Source organism: Flavobacterium soyae (genome assembly GCF_021245985.1).
Lineage (GTDB): Bacteria > Bacteroidota > Bacteroidia > Flavobacteriales > Flavobacteriaceae > Flavobacterium > Flavobacterium soyae.
On sequence record NZ_JAJQXA010000002.1, the window covers coordinates 188,295 to 213,093 of the forward strand.

Sequence of the window (24,799 nt, forward strand, 5' to 3'; positions counted from 1 at the left end):
TTTAGTTGTTTATTACAGCGGTTGTGTTTTTCTCAGCTTCATCTCTTAAAGCATAAAAGTCCATGTTGAATGCTTCTTTGAAATATTTTACTACAAGAGCTTCTTTTGTTTTTAATGCCTGTAATGCAAACGGACTTTGGATACCAGTTAAAAATGCTTCGTATTGTGCTTTTGTGAAAATTAAAATCATTGAAGCTGTTTCTGCAAAGTCTTCATTAATATTTGATCTTGCATAAGATGTAATAAATCCAATTTCGTTTGATTCCGGAATATCATAATTATACCAGTCTGCCGTATATCCTACAGGTGTTACTGCAGCCCACGCTTTTTCGTCAAAAGGTTTGTTTTGATTCAAAATATGGATGTACTCGTGCTGAATGGTGTGTATAAATTCTGATACGTTTGCACGATCTGACTTGTCTATATAATCTGTTTCAAATAATGTAACACGCTGTCCTCCTTCGGCTATACCCAGGGTTCTTGTTCCTACACTGTTTAAGTTTACTCCTCCAACCAGAACAATTTCTCTTGGTGCAATTTTTTTAACAAAATCTGCCCCGCCAACTGTTGAGTAGCTTTTTAGCCATATTTCTTCAACAATTTCAAGTGCCGGCTGCACTTTATCGATTGTTGGCGGAAATAAATAACGGCTGTTATCTACTGTATTTTGGTTCCATTTGTATTGTACATTAATATTAAAAGGGTTTAAATATGTAGTTGCAATCCAGTTATCTAAGGCCGTTTTTACTGGCTGTGTATAGTCTAACTGGCTTTCTCCCGGCTGATCTTCGCTTCCGCATGAAATTAGAGCTGCCGAAACCATAGCCATAACGATAATTTTATTGTATTTGAATAGTTTCATAAGTTTTTAATTTTAAAGATTATCTAGGATTTAATTCGACACCTGTGTTTGATGCATGCAAAGGAATTTGTATTGCTCTGCGGTTGTCATCTTTTACTAATGTGTTTACCGGTTTGTTTGTTGTTTCGTGGTTAACTACGATGTTAAAACGTTTTACATCAAACCATCTCATTCCTTCATGTATAAAATCCCTGCGTCTTGTTTCTGCAATTGCTTTAATGTAAGATGTCTGTACTGGCGTCATGGTGTAGAACGGTGTGTACTCATCTGCAATTACCGGATATTTTGCTACAACTTTTGCTTCTGTTAATTTGTCTGTTGGCTGATATCCTACAGTTCTTGTTGATAGAAAATATTCTAACTCATCGTTTGCCAGTGCAATTTCTCCTTTCATTACGTGAGCTTCGATTCTGTTTAAGAAAAACTCATCATTGCTTAATAAAACTTCTGCAACATACGGATCCCCAATTCCGGCTGTTACATTTGAATATTTGAAATATTCATAAAATTTAGGAAGAAATACTGTTATACTGCTGTTTGATGAATAAAAATTATAAAGCCACGGTTTATTAAACAAACTTGTTGCTGTACCAAAAATATCCGGATATCTTGCTCCTGAAAGATAAAAACGGTTTGAATAGTATGATCTGCTTACAATTGAATTTGCAGAAACGATTAATAAATTTGTTTCGGCATCACTGCTTGCGTAGGCTAATCTTTGATCAACGGCACTAAGTAAATCATAAGATGCAAAATCTCTTAATTTACCAACTGGTTTTGAACCTAAATCGCTTGTTAATTCAAGTACTCTGTCCCAATCTCCTTTTATTAAATAAAATCTGCTGGCAAAAGCTTTTGAAGCATTTACATTGAAGTGGAATTTTGGCTGTTTGTAATCGTTTGTTACGATTTTTAAACCATCTTCGATATCTTTTTCAATAAAGTCAAAAACTTCTCTTACTGTGTTACGTTTGTATTTTGTTACTAATTCTGTTTCCGGTTTTGTAACGTACGGAATCCCTAAATCTGTTGAAGCTGTAGTAGGATTGTAACGTTTTGACCAAAGTGAAACCAGCATAAAATGAGAATAAGCTCTTGCTATTAAGGCTTCTCCTTTTTGCGGGTTTAAACTCGCCGGGCTTCCTAAGTCTTCAATTGCTTCTAATGCTTTATTGGCATGGGCAATTGCTCTGTAACATGCATCCCAATAGTAAGCCTGAGTATCGATATCTGTTGTTTCTGTTTGAATTTCCCAGTTATAGTTTTGCTCATTTTTTCTTAGTGTTTCTGCCATTCCACTGTCAAAAACATTATCAGACATTGTTTCTGCTATATCAAAATAACTCATTTGCGGATAGGCTTCGACTAATAATTCTGATATTTTTTGAGGTGTGTCAATTTCTGTTCTGTTATCTGGTTTTTCCGAAAGGAAATCATCACAGCTAGTAATACTTATAAGTATTAATAGGGATAAAGCTATTTTTAAGTTTTTCATGTTCTGACTATTATAATGAAAGGTTTAAAGTAAAGGTGTATTGAGATGTTACCGGTAAAGCAACTCCTCCAGAATTACGAAACTCAGGATCCTGACCGTTTAATCTTTTATCAGAGTAAAGTAACCAAGGATTAACTGCAGAACCTTTTAATGTAAAAGTACTTAGTCCCAATTTTTTCTTGAAATCTTTAGGGAATTCCCAGCTTAATGAAATGTTTTTCAAACGAATGAAATCACCATCTGCAATACGAGCATCTGAATAATTATAAGTATTGTAAGCTCTTGCAAGTGTACGCTCTCCACCATAATTAGCATTTAAACGTCTGTCAGCAATAACCGGAATGTTTGTAAAGTTTTCATCTCCAGGGTTAATCCAGCGGTTTGTAAAATCTTTTGTAAATACTGTTAAATCATCATAAGTACTATCATACACAGGGTTTAAACGAACTTTGTTTCCTCCTGACCCAACAAAAAACACATACAATGACCAGTTTTTATAGGTAAATGTATTTGATAAACCTATAGATTTGTTTGGTTCTATCGATCCTTCATATTTAAGATATTTCGTAACATCTAAATTATCCTGAAAGTTAGCATCTGTAATATTATTTTCTGCTCCATCTTGTAAAATAAACGTTGGAAGACCTTGATTGTTTAAACCTGTAAATTGGTAAGAATACAATGAGTTTCTTGGGTGTCCAACTGTGTTTCCTCCGTTTGCATCAATTAAATCAAATGCAGTTGGTGTGTTTTCTAACTTCGTAATTTCCTGGTGGTATACAGAAAAGTTAAGTGTTGTAGACCATTTAAAATCTTTGTTATCAAAGTTTTTAGTTGTAATACCAACCTCTAAACCTTTAGTTTCCATATCGGCATTGTTTCCTTGTCTGATTCTTTGTCCTCCAATTCCTGAAGTAATTACATAATCAACTAAGTCAAATGCTTTACGACGGTAAACATCTGTTGTTAACTGTACTCTGTTATTGAACATTCCAAGATCAAGTCCAATGTTGGTTTCAAATTGTTTCTCCCAAGTTAAATCACTGTTTTGCAGTTCGTCAATTCTAATTCCAGATTCTCTGTCATCAAGATTAAAACGGTCTGTAATATAACTTTTGTAAATTGCCAAAGAGTTTGTTGCCGGCCCAGCAGTTGCAGTTAAACCGTAAGAAGCTCTAAGCGCCAATGTGTTTACTGACTCAACATTTTTCATAAAACTTTCTTCGGCAACATTCCATTTCCCGCTAAAAGTGTATGTTGGTAACCATCTTGATGAATCGCTGTTTCCTTGTCTGTTTGAACCATCATAACGTCCTGTTACAGAAGCTGTATAGCGACGATCGTATGTATATCCTATTTTTCCGAAGAAACCAACTGTTCTTTCTTTTTCTTCATTAAATCCATAATAAGAATCTCCTCCATTGATGATTTTTTCGATGATTCTTGGGTCTGTAAAGGCTGTTAAACCTTTGTCATATTGTAAACCAGCAGCTGTAAATTGATCGCTTGTTCTGTCTACAACTCTCATCTCTGTTCCAAATAAACCTTCTACTTCATGTTTATCGCTGAATACATTTCTATAATTAACACTATTTCTCAGGTTGTAAGATGTCATGTCGTTTGTAAATTTTCTTAAGAAACCTCCATTTGGTAAAACAGAAACTTTTGGTGCTGTTAAATCATTAGGATCTTGGTATAAGAATATATTCTCATCTCTTACAAGTGTGTTTACACCATCTTCTCCGTCTGGAGTTCCGGCTTTATAAGCACCAACTACATTCGAGTTTTCTAAAATTTTATGCTCACGGCTTGTATTTGCGTAACGTGCAGAACCTGTTAGATTATACGTTAAATGCGGTGTAATTTTATAATCAAGATCTAACTGGAAACGGATATCTTTTACTTCGATTTCCATATAATTGTTTGCAAGCTCGTTGATGATATTCATCTTAGCCCAGTTGTTTCTGTAGTATTCTAAGTTACCATTATCATCATAAGGACGTAATGTTCTGCTTGTATTTAAAACATAATTAAATGGGTTAATATCAAAATCACGGGTTACTTTTCCAAAAACTACATCTTTTTCACTTTCGTAACTTCCAGGAGCTCCCTGATCACGAATAGATGCCAATGTAGATAATGTAATATTCAATTTATCGTTTACATAAAATGTTCCTTTAATGTTACTTGAAATTTGTTTTACATCATCGGCAATTGTCCATCCCGGATCTGTATAATATCCTAAAGATGCGTAGAATGTGTTATTTTTTCCTCCGCCAGAAAAACTTAAAGAGTGATTTTGAGTAATAGATGGTCTAAACAAAACGTTGAACCAGTCTGTATTTGCTAATTCGTATTTTTTTAAGAAATTATTACGGCTTACCGGATCATTGTTTACTAAATATCCTCCTGTTTCAGGCACATAAGTATTGATTGCTCTTCCTAAAATGTTGTAAGCGCCGCCATATCTTCCATTTACTGTTGAAGGTAAATCTAAATATCCTTTTTGTTCCATTTCTTTTAAAATACTCATAGATTCCTGAGAATTTAAAATATCATACTGGCTGTAGTTTGGTACCGCTCTAACAGTTTGCTCTAAACCGTAAGTAATTTTTAACGGAGCATCTCTACGTCCTTGTTTTGTTGTTACAACCACAACTCCGTTTAACGATCTTGAACCGTAAATAGAAGTTGCCGATGCATCTTTAAGAATCTCAATACTTTGAATATCGTTTGCGTTTAAACCTGCTACAGATGAACTTAATAATGTTTCTGAGTTTCCAGATGCTAAATCTGCAAATGACATATTGATGATATCTTCCTGAACCACACCATCAATAACCCATAATGGTTTTGTATCTCCAAAAATTGAAGATGATCCACGAACTGTAATTTTTGGAGCTGTACCAAATGTTCCCGTTACGTTTTGTACCGTAACCCCGGCTGCTTTACCTTCGATCATTCTGCTTACATCAACAACGCCGTCTACTTTTAATTCGGCTCCGGAAATTTTGCTGATCGCTCCCGTAAAAGTTCTTTTAGATGTTTTTTCGTAACCTGTTGTAACTACAACTTCTTTTAAGTTTTGTCCTACTTCAGTAAGCACTACGGTTGGCGTAGTGTTTTCAATACCAATTTCTTTCGTATCCATACCTACGTAAGAAATGATAAGTCCAGTTGAATTTGCAGGCATTTCGATAGTAAAATTACCATCAAAATCTGTTAATACAGCTATTTTAGTTCCTTTTGCCATAACTGTAGCACCCGGAAGCGGGCTTCCTGACTGGTCTGTAACTTTACCCTTGATAATTGGACCTGCAGTTAATACTTCAAAAAGTGAATCATGGTTATCTGCATTTGCAAAAGGGACTGCACTGGCAGTTTTTTGCAAAATAATCTGATTGCTTACTTCAGAAAATGTAATATTAAATGGAACCAGGATTCTGCTTAATATACTGGAAAGCGTTTCCTGATTGGCTTCTATACTCACTTTATTACTCAATTGAGGAAGTCTTGAGTTATACGAAAACTTTACATGTGCAGACTTTTCAATTTTAGACAAAGCATTATCAAGAGTCAAATTTTCAACTGTAATTGTAACTTTGGTATCTAATTTTTTTTGCCCATTTACATTATTTGCCACTGCAAAGCTTGAAAACACAAGTGCTAAGACAAACTGAAATAGTGTTATTTTCATGATTCTATGGAGTAATCGTTGTTTAACAACTGGTTTTTTCATAATTTTGATTTGTTTTGATTAATACTGATTCGAGTGTATTTTAAGAAACGTATGAATTACTCTTTACAGAGAGCAATTCGATTTAATGAAGTGTCGATAATGTTACAGCATTTCGGCACTTTTTTTATGGTATTCTTTTTACATAGGCATTTAATTATTTCTGGTTGAGTTTAGTTTTTGGTTATTATTTTGGTGAAATAAATTACATTCCAATAAAAAATTGAAAGGCTTTACTTCGAAAATTTAATTAGTAAAAACAAGAGTATTTTTGGTGCAATTACAGTTACACTAAAAAATTAATTACAACCGTCTGAGGTAATAATTATTTGATTCCCATTCATTTCAAAACTGGTATTATTACCTATGCTTTTACAGACAATTTTTAGTTTCTCTGTTAAAGGCTGGTCACTTAATGATGTTGTTAAGTGGCAGTCTGTTAATTTATTTTTTGGGTAATCGATATTTACTAAGTAAGCCTGCTCTATTGTTTCAAAAATCTGCGAAACAGGAATATCATTAAATTCAAAACTCAACTGTTCTATATTCCCAATACTTTGAGCTAAAGCTGCATCCTGAGTAATATTTGTAATTTTATTAAACTTTAAGTCGCTTCGCAAAAATCGTAACGCCTGATTAGGCAGTAACACGATTTCTTCTTTATCAGATCTGGAAACAAGATCGTTTGATTTTACCTTAACTTTACCGGTGCGAACAAGAATTTCTACATCAGGCTGGTCAGAATAAGCTTTAACTCTAAAACTAGTTCCTACAACCTTCGTAACAATTTCATTTGCGTAAACGAAGAAAGGTTTTTGGGGATTTTTACTAATTTCAAAGAAACCTTCGCCGGATAAATACACCTTCCTTTCGTTTCCGGTAAAGATTTTAGGGTAACTTAATTTACTGTTGGGCTGCAGTAATACAGAACTGCCGTCTGATAAAGTAATAATTTGAGGCTTGTCAGAATTATTAGTCTGCTCAACTAATCCTTCATTGTTTTCGTAAATAAGTTCATTATACGTTACAACTGTGCTTTCATTTTTAAAATAACTATTATAAAACCACACTGCCATAAAAGCAAAAAACAATGCCGCCGCTGCGCCAGACAAAAATTGTCTACGTAAAAACTTAACTTTTAAATTCTGTAAAGTTTTTTGATTTTCTTTATCCCGCACTTTTATCCAGGTATTGTGCAGCGCCCTGTGAATATCAGAGCTTGAAAGATTGTTTTCAGGAACTTTCATTGCCAGAAGCAGTAATCGTGCATCTTCAACTAATTTAGCACGCTGAAGGCTTTCTAAAGTCCATTCTTCCCAGCCATCTTCATCGATTTTAAACAAAACCCACGACTTGAATGATTCGTCAGATAAAAAATCTTCTATTTCGGTATATTTATTACGTTTTTGCATCTAAAAATAAGGTTACAAAAACATAGAGGACAGTTTTTTTATTTTATACTCACTAAATTAAGATTTTTTTTAAGTTTTTTTAACCTTTTTTTAAAGAGTACCTGAGAATAGCAGCATTATTAAGGAAAAACTACCTTTCCATTCTTTACGAAGAGTAAGTAATCCGCGGTGCAGTAAATTACTTGCTGATTGATAATTGACATCCAGCATTTCTGCAATTTGTTCTACAGATAAGCCCTGATGATAGCGTAAATAAAGTGCTTCTTTTTGCCTTGCAGGTAATTCGTTTAATAATTTATTTAAGTATATTACTTTTTCTTTTGCAGCATAATCATCGTCCAAAAGTTCGTTTTCTACAGAAAATTCTAAAAGAAAAGCAATAGCATCTGTAGTGGCAGTTTTTCTAAAAATATGATCTCGTTCATACAAACGAGCAATTCTCTTTCGAACGCTGGAAAATAAATAGGATTTTACAACTACAGATTCCTGCAGTGAATTACGATATACCCAAATATCTGTAAAAACATCCTGAATACAATCCTGAACTTTTTCGGCATATGGAGAAAGGGAATTTCCATAATTTACAAGATCACTATAGTATCTTTCGAATAATAACGAAAATGATTTTTCATCTCCAATTATTAAATTATTCCAAAGTGTATTATCATCAACAGCACTAACTGGCAGGATTCGGGTTTTCATATTTTGGGACTTATCGTTCTTCTGTAAGACAATATTCTTTAATGCAGAGAATACATTATTTTAACATTATCATTTACTTTTGTTCGATAAATATATAAAAGCAAAAATTTAAAACCAATTATTTTACACAAAAGAGACAGTTTTCTAATATAGAAAACTGTCTCTTTTGGCTGGTATAACTGGGTTCTTAAGGAAATGTTAAAATTATTTTTAAATTAAAACAACCATAATACTTATCAGATTTTACTTGCTTATTTGTACTTAATTTTATTCCCCTTCTCAACCGTTTTCTTAATTTAAGCAAAAAAAAAAGCCCTGCATCTTGCAGGGCTCTTACTATTTTTGATAATGCTTTTTAGCTTTTAGAAAGCCACATTCCATCTAGGTAATTTTGCATTTTCATCTAAGAAATTTTGCAAAACCTGCCCTTCAACTGAAGTTGGTATTGCTTTTACATCTGTATTAAAAGTTTCGTACCAAACTACTTCAAGAACAGAAATATTCTCCAATTTCATTTGTGCCGGCCATGAATATTTTCTACCTGTTTTAGCAAACTGATGTCCGTTTACGATTTTATCGTATAATCCGCCGTTTTTGCTTTTAAGAGTTCCATCATTTTGAACAGTTCCTGTAGAACCTACCATGATTAATTCTTTTACATCTCCGTCGATTTCATAAACTACAAAAATTCCAGCGCTTCCTTCCGGAGCGTTGCAAACTTCTTCTAGACTATCATTTACAGTAAAAGTAAAACTATTACTTGCTTTAAACTTTTCTAATTCTTTACTCATATTTCTTTTTTTAGTTTCTAAGATACTGAGGTACTAAGATTCTAAGTTTTTTTCTATTAACGCCTCAGTCTTTAAAATGTAAAAAAGTCTCAACAAAATATTGAGACTTTTTTGGAATTTATTATTTTAATAATTGGAATTTATCCAAGTACTTCTTTTACTTTTTTACCAATTTCAGCTGGTGAATCAACAACGTAAATTCCGTTGTCTCTCATAATTTGTTTTTTAGCAGCAGCTGTATCGTCAGAACCACCAACAATAGCACCTGCGTGACCCATCGTTCTACCAGCTGGAGCAGTTTCTCCGGCGATAAAACCAATAACTGGTTTACGGTTACCATCAGCTTTTACCCATCTTGCAGCATCAGCTTCTAATTGACCTCCAATTTCACCAATCATAATGATTGCTTCAGTTTCAGGATCGTTCATTAATAATTCAACAGCTTCTTTAGTTGTAGTTCCAATGATTGGATCTCCACCAATACCAATAGCTGTAGTGATTCCTAAACCTTGTTTTACAACCTGGTCAGCAGCTTCGTAAGTTAAAGTTCCAGATTTAGAAACGATACCAACTGTTCCTTTTTTGAAAACGAAACCTGGCATGATACCAACTTTAGCTTCTCCCGGAGTAATAACACCCGGACAGTTTGGACCAATTAATCTAGAATTTCTTTCTTTAACATAATTATTTGCTTTAATCATATCTGCTACAGGAATTCCTTCTGTAATAGCAATAATTACTTTAATTCCGGCATCAGCAGCTTCCATAATTGCATCAGCAGCAAAAGCTGGCGGAACAAAAATGATAGAAGTATCAGCTCCGGCTTGATCTACAGCATCTTTTACTGTATTAAAAACCGGGCGGTCTAAATGACTTGTTCCTCCTTTTCCCGGAGTAACACCACCAACAACATTAGTACCGTACTCAATCATTTGAGAAGCGTGGAAAGTACCTTCGCTTCCTGTAAATCCCTGAACAATTATTTTGGAATCTTTATTAACTAAAACACTCATGATATATATTTTATGTAGTTTTTAAAATTGTGTTGCAAAAATAAGGTTTTGTAATGTAATTTGCCTCTTTTATTATCAAAAAAATATTAAGAAAATTGACTCATTTGATAACCTCTATAAAGCTTATCGTCTTTTATTTGCCAAATCGTTGCAAAATGCGCCAATAACATTTCCTCTCGCGGGTTCTCGATTGTTTTTACATAATGAGAATAACGTACTGAAACTAAGTCATCTTCGGCAAGAATGTGGCTTATTCTAACTTTAGAACGCACATAAGCCCTGCTGAGTTCATTTGTCAGTTCAACTATGGCATTATAATCCAACTGAATAAAACCTTTACTGCTGTTCCATTCAATGATTACTTCAGGATGCAGATAAGTTTTTAAAATTTCACTATCAATTAAGGCATCCGACTTATAAAATTTTTGAACAAACTCTTTTATAGACATATTACTTCAATTTATTTAGAATTTCAGGAATCTTTTTGATATTGGCTAATTGTTTTAACTTTTCTCTTGATTCTTCGATTGGAGTTCCAAAATATGATTTTCCTCCTTCAACCGATTTTGTAACTCCGGTTTGTCCCATAATAACAGCCTTCGCTCCTATCGTAATACCACTGGTTGTACCAACTTGTCCCCAAATTGTAACTTCATCTTCAATAACAACACAGCCTGCAATACCAGTCTGCGAGGCAATTAAACATTTTTTCCCTATAACAGAATCATGTCCAACATGCACTTGATTGTCGATTTTTGTACCTTCCTTAATTGTAGTGTCTCCGGTAACTCCTTTATCAATTGTACAAAGTGCACCAATTCCAACATTGTCTTCAATTACCACTCTTCCGCCAGAAATTAACTGATCGAAACCTTCCGGACGTTTTTTATAATAGAAAGCATCTGCTCCTAAAATAGTTCCGGCATGAATAATAACATTATCACCAATAATCGTATGATCGTAAATAGAAACGTTTGAGTGAATCAAACAGTTCTTTCCTATTTTAACATGATTACCAACAAAACTATTAGGCTGGATTACAGTCCCTTCCCCAATACTAGCTGAAGATGAAATCGCAGCATTTGCAAATTGAAATGGTTTAAAATGTCTGGTTAAAGTATTAAAATCCCTGAAAGGATCATCAGAAATTAAAAGAGCTTTACCTTCCGGGCATTCAACCTTTTTGTTTATTAAAACAATTGTTGCTGCAGATTGTAAAGCTTTGTCATAATATTTTGGGTGGTCAACAAAAACAATGTCACCTGGTTCTACAACATGAATTTCGTTCATGCCTAAAACCTCAAAGTTTTTGTCGCCAATAAATTCGCAGTTAAGCAAATTTGCAATTTCTTCTAAAGAGTGAACTTTTGGAAATTTCATATATTTTAATTAGAAAATTTGTCAATTAGAGAATGTGTCAATTAGAAAATGAGTCAGTTAGAAATGAATGTTCAAATTGTCGATTCACACATTATCTAATTGACTCATTGACAAATTATCTTAATTAATAAACTACTCTTTTACACGCTCCATGTAAGAACCTGAAGCTGTATCGATTTTAATTTTATCACCTTCGTTGATGAACAACGGAACGTTTACAGATGCACCAGTTTCTACAGTAGCATTTTTTGTAGCGTTTGTAGCTGTATTTCCTTTTACTCCCGGCTCAGCGTAAGTAACTTCAAGAATTACAGATGCAGGCATATCTACAGATAATGGTAAATCAGTTTCAGTATTAATCTGAACCATTACATTTGTTCCTTCTTTTAATAAATCCGGAGCATCTAAGATATTTTTGTTTAAAGAAATCTGCTCAAAAGTTTCAGCATTCATAAAGTGGAATTCATCACCTTCTGGATATAAAAACTGGAATGTATGTGTTTCAACTCTAATAACGTCAATTTTATGACCAGCAGAAAAAGTATTATCTAATACTTTACCTGAAGTTAAACTTTTTAATTTTGTTCTTACGAAAGCTGGACCTTTTCCTGGTTTAACGTGAAGAAATTCAATAATTTTATAGATATCGTGATTAAATTTAATACACAATCCGTTTCTAATATCTGATGTAGATGCCATTTGTTTTTTATTTTAGATTTTTGAATGTAGATTTTAGATTTTAGATTTTTAAAAACTGATCTACATATTTTTTATAATGTTTTAATGCTTAATTAATTTTATAATGTTTAGAAATCTAAAATCAGAAATCTAAACTCTAAAATTAATAATTCCCTGAATAACCTTTCATAATTCCTCGTGATGAATTTCTAATAAAATCAAGAATTTCATCTCTCTCAGGAGTTGCTTCCATTTCTGCTTCAATGATACTTAAAGCTTGTGTTGTATTGTAATTCTTTTGATATAAAATTCTGTAAATTTCCTGAATTTCTCTAATTTTTTCAGTACTAAATCCTCTTCTTCTTAAACCAACTGAATTGATACCAACATAGGATAATGGTTCTTTAGCTGCTTTTGTATAAGGAGGAACATCTTTTCTTACCAAAGATCCTCCAGAAATCATGGCGTGATCTCCAATATGAATAAATTGATGAATCGCCGCCAAACCGCCAATTACGGCATGATTACCAACAACTACGTGACCTGCCAAAGCAACACCATTTACAATAATGGCATTATTACCAATCTCGCAATCGTGTGCAATGTGGGCATAAGCCATAACTAAACAATTGTTTCCAAGAATAGTTTGTCCAGAAGCAACAGTACCTCTATTGATAGTAACACATTCTCTAATAGTACAATTGTCTCCAATTATAGCAAGAGAATCTTCTCCGCCAAATTTTAAATCCTGTGGCACTGCAGAAATTACCGCCCCCGGAAAAATATTGCAATTTTTACCAATTCGAGCGCCTTCCATAATGGTCACATTTGAACCAATCCAAGTACCATCTCCAATAACAACATTATTGTGAATTGTTGTAAAAGGCTCAATTACAACATTTTTGGCGATTTTAGCGCCTGGATGAACATATGCTAATGGTTGATTCATCTATATTTTATATTTTAATTAAAATAGTCTAATTTTTAGGGCAACAAACCTAAACAATAAATTTGATTAATTATTGTTTTCTTGCAATTTGTGCCATTAATTCTGCCTCAGTCACTAATTTTCCGTTTGCGTAGGCATTTGCCTGCATATGACAGATTCCTCTTCTGATAGGAGAAATCAACTCACATTTAAAAATTAAGGTATCACCCGGCAATACTTTGTGTTTGAATTTAACATTGTCAATTTTCATGAAATATGTCAAATAATTTTCAGGGTCCGGAACAGTACTTAAAACTAAAATTCCGCCTGTTTGTGCCATTGCTTCAACAATTAAAACTCCCGGCATAACTGGAGCCTCAGGAAAATGTCCTACGAAGAAATTCTCATTCATAGTAACATTTTTTAAACCAACCACATGGCGATCAGACATTTCGATAATTCTGTCGATCAACAAAAATGGAGGTCTGTGAGGAAGCATTGACATAATTTTATGAATATCCATCAATGGTTCCTGGTTTAAATCATAAACCGGAACATGATTTCTCTGCTCTATTTTAATTATTTTTGCCAGTTTTTTAGCAAACTGGGTGTTTACAAAGTGACCTGGTTTATTTGCAATGATTTTTCCTTGAATACGAACTCCAATAAGAGACAAATCTCCAATAACATCAAGTAATTTGTGTCTTGCAGCTTCATTTGGATAATGCAATGTAAGGTTATCTAAAACTCCGTTTGGTTTAACAGAAATTTCCTCTTTACCAAAAGCTTTCTTTAAATTAACCATTGTAGACTCAGAAATTTCTTTGTCTACATAAACAATAGCATTATTCAAATCACCACCTTTAATCAGCCCATTTTCTAATAAAGACTCTAATTCGTGTAAAAAGCTAAAAGTTCTTGAGCTTGCAATTTCTTCTTTAAAATCAGCAATACTTTTAAGCGTAGCGTTTTGAGTGCCTAAAACTTTTGTACCAAAATCTACCATTGTAGTTACCTGATACTCATCACTTGGCATAACAAGGATTTCGCTTCCTGTTGCTTCATCAGTAAACGAAATAACTTCTTTTACGACATAAACATTACGGCTTGCGTCTTGTTCTTCGATTCCTGCTTTTTCTATTGCTTCAACAAAATATTTTGATGAACCATCCATAATAGGAAGTTCAGAGGCATCCAATTCAATAATAATATTATCCAAATCACAGCCAACTACTGCCGCTAAAACGTGCTCAGGAGTTTGTATTTTAACACCTAATTTTTCTAAATTAGTTCCTCTTTGCGTATTAACAACATAATTAGCGTCAGCCTCAATGACTGGCTGGCCTTGCAAATCTACTCTGACAAAAGTGAAACCATTATTAATTGGAGCAGGTTTAAAAGTCATTGTAACTTCTTTACCAGTATGTAATCCAACTCCTGTTAGTGAAATTTCATTTTTGATGGTCTTCTGTTTAACCATTATTTCCATTTTTTGGGTTTATTATTTGTTTTTTTATTTCTTCAACTTCGGCAACTATCTTAGGAAGATTTTTGAAATGAACATACGATTTGTTAAAATCAGTATATCCAAGTGATGGCGTTCCCTGCAGAATTTCATCATCTTTAATATTTCTCGCTACTCCGGACTGTGCCTGAAGTCTCACGTTATTTCCTATTGTTAAGTGTCCTGCGATACCAACTTGTCCGCCAATCATACAGTTTTCGCCAATTTTAGTAGAACCTGCAACACCACTCTGCGCAGCAATTACAGTATTTTTACCAATTTCAACATTATGGGCGATTTGAATTTGATTGTCTAATTTAACTCCTTGTCTAATAATTGTAGAACCCAGAGTTGCCCTGTCAATTGTAGTATTTGCACCAATATCTACATTATCTTCGATAATCACGTTACCTATTTGCGGCACTTTACTATAAACCCCTTCTTCATTTGGCACAAAACCAAAACCGTCTGCACCTATAATAGTACCTGAATGTATCGTACAATTATTACCAATTATAGTTTCTGAATAAATTTTTGCACCGGCAAAAATAAACACATTATCACCAATAACAACATTATCACCAATAAAACTGTTTGGGTAAATTTTTACATTATTTCCTAAAACTACATTTTGTCCTATATAACTAAAGCTTCCTAAATACAGGTTTTCACCATGTTTAGTTCCTTCAGACATAAAAGACTGTGGTTCAATTCCGTTTTTATTCAATTTTACCTGATTGTAAAAATGTAATAATTTAGAAAAAGAAGCATACGCGTCTTCAACCTTTATTAATGTAGTAGTTATTTCCTGTTCAGGTATAAAGCTGTCGTTAACAATGGTAACGGTTGCTTTTGTGGTATATATATAGTTGATATATTTCGGATTAGCCAAAAAAGTAAGAGATCCTTCCTCCCCTTCTTCTATTTTAGAAAGTCGAGAAACTTCGGCATTGGGATTCCCAACAACTTCTCCTTCTAAAATTCCTGCTATTTGTTCTGCTGTAAATTTCATTGCGACAAAAATATAAAAAATAGATTTTAAATGTTAATTTTAGATAAGTTGTTTTGGAAAACAGATATAATATTTTGTCACCAATTTAGATAACGATTTCAGATTCAACTGATCAGAAGCTTCAACAACATCCTCAATTGTTTTATCTTTTTTCAAAATTCGTATTGGTTCGGCAGCTTTACTATAAGCCTGATTCTTAATTTTACCTCTAAAAATAAAATAACCGGCGTCTAAGGCCGATATATTATGCGTTTCTGCAAATTCTTCTTTTAAAGATTGGGATTCTTCCATCGGAATTTTGTCTGCACTAAGTTTAATCTTTAATAAGTCTCTGTTAATGATCATTTTACTTAAAGTAGAAAGTATAAAATCATTATGCCTCTGCCATGCTTTTAAAGCACTGATAATATCAAAATCATCTAACTGGGAAAATAAATCCAGTTTTTCGGCATCAAAATCTTCAAGATTAATTTTGTTTTGCATAAAATACAAAAGTGGTTCACTGCAAGGAAGTTTAGCTCCTTTTAAAGTCAATTCTTTAGCTCGTTTCAACGCCTTCATTAAGATTAACTCGGCAACCAGACTCGTTTTATGCAAATAAGCCTGCCAGTACATTAATCTTCGCGAAAGCAGAAATTTCTCTACAGAATAAATACCTTTTTCCTCAATCACCAAAACGTCGTCAACCACATTCATCATCTGGATTAAACGTTCTGAATTTACATTTCCTTCTGCAACCCCGGTATAAAAACTATCTCTTTTAAGATAATCCATTCTGTCCATATCTAATTGACTTGAAATCAATTGCAGCATGAATTTCCTATGATATTCGCCCTTAAAAACCTGAATCGCCAGACTTAATCTACCATCAAATTCATCATTAAGCCTGTTCATAAACAATAATGAAATAGCTTCGTGATTTACATCTTCAACAATACTTTTTTCCATAGCATGCGAAAACGGCCCATGCCCAATATCATGCAGTAAAATAGCAATTAATAAAGCACACTCTTCCTCATTTGAAATGGCAACACCTTTAAAACGAAGACCTTCAACTGCTTTCTGCATTAAATGCATACAGCCCAAAGCATGATGAAAACGGGTGTGATTTGCTCCCGGATAAACTAAATACGATAATCCCATTTGTGAAATACGTCGCAAACGCTGAAAATAAGGGTGTTGAATTAGGTCGTAGATTAGTTCGTTCGGTATTGTTATAAACCCGTAAATTGGGTCATTGAATATTTTTAATTTGTTAATTTGAGTCACTCGTTGGTTATTTTTTGGTCAACAAATATAAGTAAATAAGTATAAATTCATTTTAGTTTTTAACTTAAAAAACAGATATTTATCATAAGTATTTTCTTAAACATTAAAAAGACGCAAAAAATAATTTTAAATAAATTTCAATTTGTCACCCCTAATTTTATACTATTTTTAATACTTTTTAAGTTCTATACTTTTAAATTGCATTAAAATTAAAACTGTTTATGGATAAGATTAAAATACTTTGGGTCGATGATGAAATTGATCTTTTAAAGCCACATATATTATTTCTCGAAAAAAAGAATTACGAAGTTACAACAAGCAACAACGGCCTTGATGCCATTGCTTTGTTTGAAGAAGAAAATTTCGATATTGTTTTCCTTGATGAAAATATGCCGGGAATGAGCGGACTTGAAACCCTTTCTGAAATGAAGGAGAAAAAATCGGCCATCCCGATGATTATGATTACCAAAAGTGAGGAAGAATATATAATGGAAGAAGCAATTGGTTCTAAAATTGCCGATTATCTGATAAAACCAGTAAATCCAAATCAGATTTTATTGAGTTTGAAGAAAAATCTGGATGATTCAAGACTAATTTCAGAAAAAACGACGCTCGATTATCAGAAAGAATTTCGCAAAATTTCAATGGAATTAGCGATGGTTAATTCATATGAAGACTGGGTTGAATTGTATAAAAAACTGCTTTTCTGGGAATTAAAACTAGAAAACATCAACGATCAGGCAATGGTCGAAATCCTTGAATCTCAAAAGGTTGAAGCCAATTCTCAATTCGGAAAATATATTGAAAGAAATTATGAAGACTGGTTTGCACCAAAAGCAGATAAACCAATTCAGTCACACAATTTATTCAAAGAATTAGTAGTTCCTGAAATTAAAAAGAAAGACAAACCAATCTTGTTTGTTGTAATTGATAACCTTCGCTACGATCAATGGAAATCTTTTGAAACCGTAATTTCTAATTACTATAAATTAGAAAAAGAAGTTCCGTATTTCTCTATTCTTCCAACCGCTACACAATATGCCAGAAATGCTATTTTTTCAGGTTTAATGCCTTTGGATATGGAAAAACAATTTCCGCAATATTGGAAAAATGACGTAGAAGACGGAGGAAAAAATCTTTACGAAGCTGAATTTCTTTCGGCACAAATAAAACGTTTGGGATTAAATATTAAAGAAGATTACTTCAAAATAACCAATTATTCCGGCGGTAAAAAACTGGCAGAAAACTTTAAAGCCTTAAAAGGAAATGATTTAGTAACCGTTGTATACAATTTCGTTGATATGCTTTCGCACGCTAAAACCGAAATGGAAGTCGTAAAAGAATTAGCTTCTGATGATAAAGCGTATCGTTCATTAACCTTAAGCTGGTTTAAAAATTCTCCATTACTGGAAATCATTCAGCAGGCACAGCTTTTAGGTTTCAAATTGATTTTAACCACAGACCACGGAACAATTAATGTAAAAAATCCGTCGAAAGTTGTGGGAGATAAAAATACAAGTTTAAATTTGCGCTACAAAACAGGCCGCAGTTTAACATACGAACAAAAAGACGTTTATGTAGTTAAAGAACCTAAAACAATTGGTTTACCTGCAATAAATATGAGTAGTTCGTTTATTTTTGCCAAAAATGATTTTTTCCTGGCTTACGTAAACAACTATAACCATTATGTAAGTTATTACAAAAATACATACCAACATGGCGGAATTTCGTTAGAAGAAATGATTATTCCGTTCTTGGTATTTAACCCAAAATAAAGTTTTCAGTCTCGGTTTTCAATGAGAACTTGAAATTGATTTAAAATATATTTTGCCACAGATTAAAAAGATTAACACAGATTAAGAAATCCTTAAAATCCTTTTAATCTGTGGCAAAAAATAATTTCGCTTTCGCAGAAGATAATTTAAATAAAAAGTTTACAGCCGCAGTTGACAGTTTTCAGACTAAAACTGCAAACTGCGACTGCGACTAAAATAAATAAAACATAAAAATGACTATCGTTTTTTCATTAGATCAAATTCAGGAAGCTGCACAGCAGATTTTAGATTCAAACCCTAAAAAAATTATCCTTTTTAATGGAGAAATGGGCGTTGGAAAAACTACTTTAATTAAGCAGTTATGCAAAAGTTTAGGAGTTCAGGATGCTACCAGCAGCCCTACTTTTTCTTTAGTAAATGAATATAATACTTCTAATAATCAAACCGTTTATCATTTTGATTTCTACCGATTAAATAAAGAAACCGAAGCGCTCGATATGGGCGTCGATGATTATTTATATTCAGGAAACTGGTGTTTTATAGAGTGGTCTGAAAAAATAGCGAACCTGCTTCCAGAAGAATATTCTACAATTAATATTGAATTATTGGCAGATGGAAAAAGAGAATTAAAATTAGCCTAAAAAACTTTGCGAACCTCTGTGATTTTTTTGCGAATCTCTGCGGTAAAAATTTACACAGAGAGACACAAAAAATAACTTAACATTAGGACTTTACTATTAGCAGAATTTTTGCACTAATTTTAAAACTTTTTACGTAATTTGTACCCTTAATATTTTGCACAATCCATGTCAATTACCTTAACTCCATTTACAAAACAACAATTGCTTCCGCAAGAAGAAAAACTTGAGGTTGGTCGTTTTAAAAGAGAACTTTTCATAGGAATTCCTAAGGAAACAAGCTATCAGGAACGTCGTATCTGTTTGACTCCCGATGCCGTAAATTCCCTTACTTATGAAGGTCACCGTGTTATGATTGAATCTGGAGCAGGAGAAAGTTCAAGTTATACCGATAAGGAATATTCAGATGCCGGTGCAGAAATTACAAAAGATACCAAAAGAGTTTTCGGCTGTCCGCTTCTACTAAAGGTAGAACCGCCAACGTTAACTGAAATTGAAATGATAAATCCGGAAACTACAATCATTTCGGCTATTCAGTTAAAAACCAAAAAGAAAGCTTACTTTGAAGCTTTGGCACAAAAAAAAATTACAGCTTTAGCTTTTGAATATATTAAAGATGAGGATGGTTCTTATCCTGCCGTGAAATCTCTAAGCGAAATCGCAGGTACTGCTTCCATTCTTATTGCTGCCGAATTAATGATTACAGATGAATTTGGAAAAGGACTTTTATTCGGAAATATTACCGGCGTCCCTCCTACAGAAGTTGTGATTCTTGGAGCCGGAACGGTTGGTGAATTTGCTGCAAAAACTGCAATTGGATTGGGTGCAAATGTAAAAGTTTTCGATAACTCAATTACTAAATTACGCCGTTTACAAAATAATTTAAGCCAAAGGATTTTTACTTCTACCATTCAGCAGAAAGCGTTATTAAAATCATTAAGACGCTGTGATGTCGCAATTGGTGCAATGCGCGGCAAAGAACGCTGCCCAATTATAGTTACCGAAACTATGGTCGAACACATGAAAAAAGGTGCAGTAATAGTTGACGTAAGTATTGATACCGGAGGTTGTTTTGAAACTTCGGAAGTAACGACCCACGAAAAGCCAACATTCATTAAAAATAATGTTTTGCACTATTGTGTACCCAATATACCTTCACGTTATTCTAAAACTGCTTCATTATCAATTAGTAACATGCTAACACCTTACCTGCATCAGATAGCCGAAGATGGTGGTTTAGAAAGTGCTATTCGTTGCAATAAAGGACTTAAAAACGGAATTTATTTATATCACGGAATTCTAACAAATAAAGCCATTGGCGACTGGTTCGACCTGCCAGACAACGATATTAATTTACTTGTATTTTAAAGGAACTTTAATGTACCTTTGCAAAAATTTTATTTCATGAAGTTCGTACACCGTTTTGCCTATTATTTGATTGGATTAATTATGGGATGCTTTTTTGTAGCCCTTGTATTTAGTGGTAAAGACACTCGCTGCAATTATTTTCCAAATGCCAGAGTTTTAAACAATCTAAGAACAAAGCCTTTTGAATATTCAGATAAAGCAATTCAGACTTTAAACGAAAAATGGATTGATACTGCCGATATCAAAAGTACTTTAACTTACGGAGATGTTGATTTTGACCAAAGTAATGTTCCCTTCAACAAAGGAAAATTATATATCATTGAAGGAAAAACAGTTAAAAATCAAGAGATTATATTAAAAGTAGTGAACTACGAAAACAAAGCTGTTTTAGAGGAAATTATTAAAAAATAGCCCTGTTTTTTCATTTCGAGGAACGAAAATTCGACAATGATTGGCGACATTCTATACGGAATTACTGGTGCGATTTCTCGTTCCTCGAAATGACAAATAAAACTTTTTTACCACTCAATTTCCTTAAGCCCTTTTGATTTCAAGAAAGCATTTGTCTGGCTGAAATGTTTGTTTCCAAACCAAAATCCTCTATTGGCACTTAAAGGAGATGGATGTCCTGATTTTAAAATATGATGTTTAGAAGCGTCGATCAAACCTGCTTTCTTTTGAGCAAAACCGCCCCAAAGTAAAAACACAACATTTTCAGATTCGGCAGAAATTTGTTTAATAACAGCATCAGTAAATTTTTCCCAGCCTTTTCCTTGATGGCTTCCGGCTTCAGATTGACGAACAGTTAAAGTAGCATTTAAAAGAAAAACACCCTGATCTGCCCAGCGTTCTAAATTGCCCGTTTTTGGTAACGGTTTACCTAAATCAGTTTCAATTTCTTTGAAAATATTATATAAAGATGGAGGAAACGGAATTCCGTCATTTACAGAAAAACACAAACCATTTGCCTGATTAGGTCCGTGATAAGGATCCTGTCCGATAATAACCACTTTTACCTGATCAAAATGACAATGATCAAAAGCAGAAAAAATCTGGCTTCCTTTTGGATAACAAACCTTCGTTGAATATTCTGATTTTACAAAATCGATTAATTCATTGAAATAAGATTTTTCAAATTCTGCATTTAAAACTGGCTTCCAGGAAGAATGCATTTTTACGTCCATAATTTTTTTTATGCGAATTTCAGAAATTTTTAAGTTAAATCATACTTTAACAAACAATAAAATTACACTATAACTTTACAGTATTCAATGATACTATTTTTGTATTTTTGCCTGTACTTTCTTAAAGAAATTAAATGATTAGTATTACCGAAAAAACATTACAAGACTTACAATTTCCAACAGTTCTCGAAACCATTTCGGCTGGCTGTAATACAGATATTGGAAAAGAAAAAGCTTTACAAATAACACCATTCAGAGATAAAGAAACCTTAATGCAGTCTTTAATGCAGACTTCAGAATATGTTTCGTCTTTTGAAAATAACAACGCAATTCCAAATCATGGATTTGACGCTATAACGCACGAAATTAAGTTTTTAGCAATTGAAGACAGTTTTCTTGAAGTAGGCAGTTTTAGAAAAATTGCGAATCTTTCTTCAACAACGAATTTTTTATTAAACTTCCTGAGAAAGTTTGACGATTATTATCCAAACTTAAATGCAAGAGCTTCTCGTGTAGAATTAACAAAAGACATCATAACTCATATTGATGCAATTGTTGATAAATACGGAGAAATTAAAGACAATGCCTCTCCCGCACTTTTGAGTATTCGTCAGAATATGAATTTAGTTCGCGGAAAAGTAAACCAAAGTTTTGGTGTAGCTTTAACGCAATATAATGGTTTAGGATATTTGGATGATATCAAAGAAAGTTTTGTTCAAAACCGACGTGTTTTGGCTGTACTTGCTATGTACAGACGTAAGGTAAAAGGCTCAATTTTAGGAAGTTCAAAAACCGGAAGCATTGCTTACATTGAACCAGAAGCAACTTTAAAATATTCAAGAGAATTAGCAAATCTTGAATATGAAGAGAAAGAAGAAATTACGAGAATTTTAAAGAATTTATCGAATATAATTCGTCCGTATTTACCTTTACTAATTGAATATCAAGACTTTTTAAGTGATATTGATGTCGTTGCCGGAAAAGCTAAATATGCAAATCGAATCAACGGAATTTTGCCGACAATTACAGAAGAAAGAAGATTATTTTTTAGAGAAGCGTATCATCCTATTTTGTATTTGAACAACAAACAAAAAAATGAAGTTACGCATCCGCAGACAATTGAGTTAAAACAAGAAAACAGAATTATTGTAATTTCTGGACCAAATGCCGGAGGAAAAACAATTTCCTTAAAAACTGTTGGTTTGTTACAATTGATGTTACAATCAGGAATATTGATTCCGGTTCATGAACGAAGCGAAACTTTCTTGTTTGACAGAATTCTAACAGATATTGGAGACAATCAATCTATTGAAAATCATTTAAGTACATATAGTTATCGTTTAAAAAACATGAATTATTTCTTGAAGAAATGCAACAAGAAAACCATGTTTTTAATTGATGAATTTGGTACCGGCTCTGATCCAGAATTGGGTGGAGCTTTAGCTGAAATTTTCCTGGAAGAATTTTATCACCGTGAAGCTTTCGGGATTATTACAACGCATTATTCAAACTTAAAAATTCTGGCTAACGAACTGCCTTTTGCAACAAATGCAAATATGATGTTTGACGAAAAGTCTTTAGAACCAATGTATAAATTGGCTTTAGGACAAGCAGGAAGTTCGTTTACATTTGAGGTTGCACAAAAAAATGGAATTCCGTTTGGATTAATTAATCGTGCGAAAAAGAAAATCGAAGTTGGAAAAGTTCGTTTTGATAAAACCATTGCAACGCTTCAGAAAGAAAGATCGAAGCTCGAAAAGACTTCTCTTAATTTAAAAGAAGAAGAAACCCGCGCTCGTGAGGAAAGCAAAAAGATGGAAAACATCAATACAAGAATCCAGCAGAAATTAGAAAGCTATCAGGAATTATATGACAGCAATCAGAAGATCATATATATAGGACAAAAAATTGACGATATTGCTGAGAAATATTTCAACAACAAAAACAAAAAAGAACTTATTGGAGAATTTTTGAAAATTGTTGAAATCGAAAACTCAAAACGTAAAAAAGCAACTCCAAAAGAAGTTAAGGCAAAAGTTGAAAAACAAAAAGAAGTAATTGCCGAAGTTCAAGTAAAAGTTGAAGAAATCCGTAAAGAGAAAAAAGAAAAGAAACTCAAACCAGTTATAGAAAAACCAAAACCAATTTTAAAAGTTGGTGACAGAGTTAGAATGCTCGACGGAAGATCTGTTGGAAGTATCGACTCTATCGAAAAAAACAAAGCAACAGTAAATTACGGAATTTTTACTTCGAAAGTAAGTTTGGATGAATTAGAGTTTGTCGAAGCTGGGAAGAAGTAAGTTTTTTTTTAGTTTTCAGTCGCAGTCGCAGTTTTCAGTTTTAAAAATGCGTAAAATTGAGGCAAAATTAAAATAAAGCGATTTAAGAAACGAACTTCAAAAAGACAGTTACGAAGATAGAAAAATTTCAAAAATCGCTTAAAAACAATTTATGAAAGCCGTTTTTAATTTGTAAAATTTATTGAATTTTTATTTTTAATAAATTACATTGATAATTATTTTATACTCTTTTTTGTCATTCCGAGGAACGACAAATTAAATACAACTTTGTCAAAGTTTTCATTTTAAATAATCAAAATGCAAGAATTACCAAATCAAAAAAAAATAATCCTCTTCGATGGCGTTTGTAATCTCTGCAACGGCGCTGTTCAGTTTATTATCAAACATGACAAAAAAGATATTTTTCGTTTTGTGGCTTTGCAATCAGATTTGGGAAAAGAAATTTGCAATTATATAGGTGTCGATCAAACGAAAATTGACAGTATTATTTTGTATAATCCCGGTGTTGCTTATTATCATAAATCATCTGCAGTTATAGAAATTGCAAATGACTTAGGTGGAATTTACAGTTTACTTTTTGTTTTTAAAATTCTTCCTGAAAAACTTCGAAATTATATTTACGATTATATTGCTAAAAACCGCTATAAATGGTATGGCAAAAAAGAAAGCTGCATGATTCCTACTCCGGAATTGAAGGCTAAGTTTTTGTAAAGATTGCCCACTGATTTTACTGATCAAACGGGTTTGCACAG

21 protein-coding genes are annotated in these 24,799 nt (G+C 33.0%); 6 read left to right on the forward strand and 15 right to left on the reverse strand.

Features of this window, described 5'->3' with window-relative positions; translation table 11 throughout:
- Position 1 precedes the first annotated feature (1 nt).
- From LUU93_RS03340 to LUU93_RS03405, 14 genes are all read right to left on the reverse strand, one after another.
- Entirely contained in the window at positions 2-862 is an 861-nt protein-coding gene (locus LUU93_RS03340; RefSeq protein WP_232678288.1) for a substrate import-associated zinc metallohydrolase lipoprotein, read from the reverse strand.
- Positions 863-881: 19 nt separating this feature from the next.
- The gene (locus LUU93_RS03345) at positions 882-2,357 is read right to left on the reverse strand and encodes a RagB/SusD family nutrient uptake outer membrane protein (RefSeq protein ID WP_232678291.1); all 1,476 of its coding nucleotides are present in this window, start codon (positions 2,355-2,357) and stop codon (positions 882-884) included.
- 10 nt (positions 2,358-2,367) lie between these two features.
- Positions 2,368-6,096, reverse strand: coding sequence for a SusC/RagA family TonB-linked outer membrane protein (locus LUU93_RS03350; protein ID WP_232678293.1), 3,729 nt, complete (start codon positions 6,094-6,096; stop codon positions 2,368-2,370).
- 296 nt (positions 6,097-6,392) lie between these two features.
- Positions 6,393-7,505 carry a FecR family protein gene (locus LUU93_RS03355; protein WP_232678295.1) on the reverse strand — a complete coding sequence of 371 codons (1,113 nt, stop codon included), beginning with the start codon at positions 7,503-7,505 and terminating at the stop codon, positions 6,393-6,395.
- A 90-nt stretch (positions 7,506-7,595) separates the two neighbouring features.
- Entirely contained in the window at positions 7,596-8,207 is a 612-nt protein-coding gene (locus tag LUU93_RS03360) for an RNA polymerase sigma factor (RefSeq protein ID WP_232678297.1), read from the reverse strand.
- Between the two features lie 362 nt (positions 8,208-8,569).
- Positions 8,570-8,998, reverse strand: a complete 429-nt coding sequence (locus LUU93_RS03365) for a hypothetical protein (RefSeq protein WP_232678299.1) — start codon at positions 8,996-8,998, stop codon at positions 8,570-8,572.
- 140 nt (positions 8,999-9,138) lie between these two features.
- Positions 9,139-10,011 (reverse strand): succinate--CoA ligase subunit alpha, encoded by an 873-nt coding sequence (sucD, locus tag LUU93_RS03370; protein ID WP_053471430.1) that lies wholly within the window; start codon positions 10,009-10,011, stop codon positions 9,139-9,141.
- An 86-nt stretch (positions 10,012-10,097) separates the two neighbouring features.
- A complete protein-coding gene (locus tag LUU93_RS03375; protein ID WP_232678301.1) occupies positions 10,098-10,460 on the reverse strand; it encodes a nuclear transport factor 2 family protein in 363 nt (120 codons plus the stop codon).
- A gap of 1 nt (position 10,461) precedes the next feature.
- Positions 10,462-11,391 (reverse strand): UDP-3-O-(3-hydroxymyristoyl)glucosamine N-acyltransferase, encoded by a 930-nt coding sequence (locus tag LUU93_RS03380; RefSeq protein ID WP_232678303.1) that lies wholly within the window; start codon positions 11,389-11,391, stop codon positions 10,462-10,464.
- A 132-nt stretch (positions 11,392-11,523) separates the two neighbouring features.
- Positions 11,524-12,090 (reverse strand): elongation factor P, encoded by a 567-nt coding sequence (efp, locus tag LUU93_RS03385; protein WP_132991049.1) that lies wholly within the window; start codon positions 12,088-12,090, stop codon positions 11,524-11,526.
- A gap of 142 nt (positions 12,091-12,232) precedes the next feature.
- A complete protein-coding gene (lpxA, locus tag LUU93_RS03390; RefSeq protein WP_029270176.1) occupies positions 12,233-13,018 on the reverse strand; it encodes an acyl-ACP--UDP-N-acetylglucosamine O-acyltransferase in 786 nt (261 codons plus the stop codon).
- 70 nt (positions 13,019-13,088) lie between these two features.
- Positions 13,089-14,477 (reverse strand): bifunctional UDP-3-O-[3-hydroxymyristoyl] N-acetylglucosamine deacetylase/3-hydroxyacyl-ACP dehydratase, encoded by a 1,389-nt coding sequence (locus LUU93_RS03395; protein ID WP_232678305.1) that lies wholly within the window; start codon positions 14,475-14,477, stop codon positions 13,089-13,091.
- A complete protein-coding gene (lpxD, locus tag LUU93_RS03400; protein ID WP_232678307.1) occupies positions 14,470-15,513 on the reverse strand; it encodes a UDP-3-O-(3-hydroxymyristoyl)glucosamine N-acyltransferase in 1,044 nt (347 codons plus the stop codon). Before lpxD ends, LUU93_RS03395 begins: the two co-directional genes overlap by 8 nt.
- 39 nt (positions 15,514-15,552) lie before the next feature.
- Positions 15,553-16,782, reverse strand: a complete 1,230-nt coding sequence (locus LUU93_RS03405) for an HD domain-containing protein (protein WP_232678309.1) — start codon at positions 16,780-16,782, stop codon at positions 15,553-15,555.
- A 221-nt stretch (positions 16,783-17,003) separates the two neighbouring features.
- Here LUU93_RS03405 and porX point away from each other — a divergent pair, with 221 nt between their 5' ends.
- The 4 genes from porX to LUU93_RS03425 all read left to right on the forward strand — a co-directional run bounded on the left by porX (position 17,004) and on the right by LUU93_RS03425 (position 20,974).
- Positions 17,004-18,557: a T9SS response regulator signal transducer PorX gene (porX, locus tag LUU93_RS03410; RefSeq protein WP_232678311.1), complete on the forward strand. Its 1,554-nt coding sequence runs from the start codon at positions 17,004-17,006 to the stop codon at positions 18,555-18,557.
- A 233-nt stretch (positions 18,558-18,790) separates the two neighbouring features.
- Positions 18,791-19,198 carry a tRNA (adenosine(37)-N6)-threonylcarbamoyltransferase complex ATPase subunit type 1 TsaE gene (gene tsaE, locus LUU93_RS03415; RefSeq protein ID WP_232678313.1) on the forward strand — a complete coding sequence of 136 codons (408 nt, stop codon included), beginning with the start codon at positions 18,791-18,793 and terminating at the stop codon, positions 19,196-19,198.
- A 165-nt stretch (positions 19,199-19,363) separates the two neighbouring features.
- Entirely contained in the window at positions 19,364-20,563 is a 1,200-nt protein-coding gene (locus LUU93_RS03420; RefSeq protein WP_232678315.1) for an alanine dehydrogenase, read from the forward strand.
- 36 nt (positions 20,564-20,599) lie between these two features.
- Positions 20,600-20,974: a DUF4258 domain-containing protein gene (locus LUU93_RS03425; protein ID WP_232678318.1), complete on the forward strand. Its 375-nt coding sequence runs from the start codon at positions 20,600-20,602 to the stop codon at positions 20,972-20,974.
- A gap of 107 nt (positions 20,975-21,081) precedes the next feature.
- Here LUU93_RS03425 and LUU93_RS03430 read toward each other — a convergent pair whose 3' ends face one another.
- Positions 21,082-21,747: a uracil-DNA glycosylase gene (locus LUU93_RS03430; RefSeq protein WP_232678320.1), complete on the reverse strand. Its 666-nt coding sequence runs from the start codon at positions 21,745-21,747 to the stop codon at positions 21,082-21,084.
- Between the two features lie 134 nt (positions 21,748-21,881).
- Between LUU93_RS03430 and LUU93_RS03435 the strand changes: the two genes are divergently transcribed.
- Positions 21,882-24,047: an endonuclease MutS2 gene (locus LUU93_RS03435; protein ID WP_232678322.1), complete on the forward strand. Its 2,166-nt coding sequence runs from the start codon at positions 21,882-21,884 to the stop codon at positions 24,045-24,047.
- Positions 24,048-24,344: 297 nt separating this feature from the next.
- Positions 24,345-24,758, forward strand: a complete 414-nt coding sequence (locus LUU93_RS03440) for a thiol-disulfide oxidoreductase DCC family protein (RefSeq protein ID WP_232678324.1) — start codon at positions 24,345-24,347, stop codon at positions 24,756-24,758.
- Positions 24,759-24,799 lie beyond the last annotated feature (41 nt).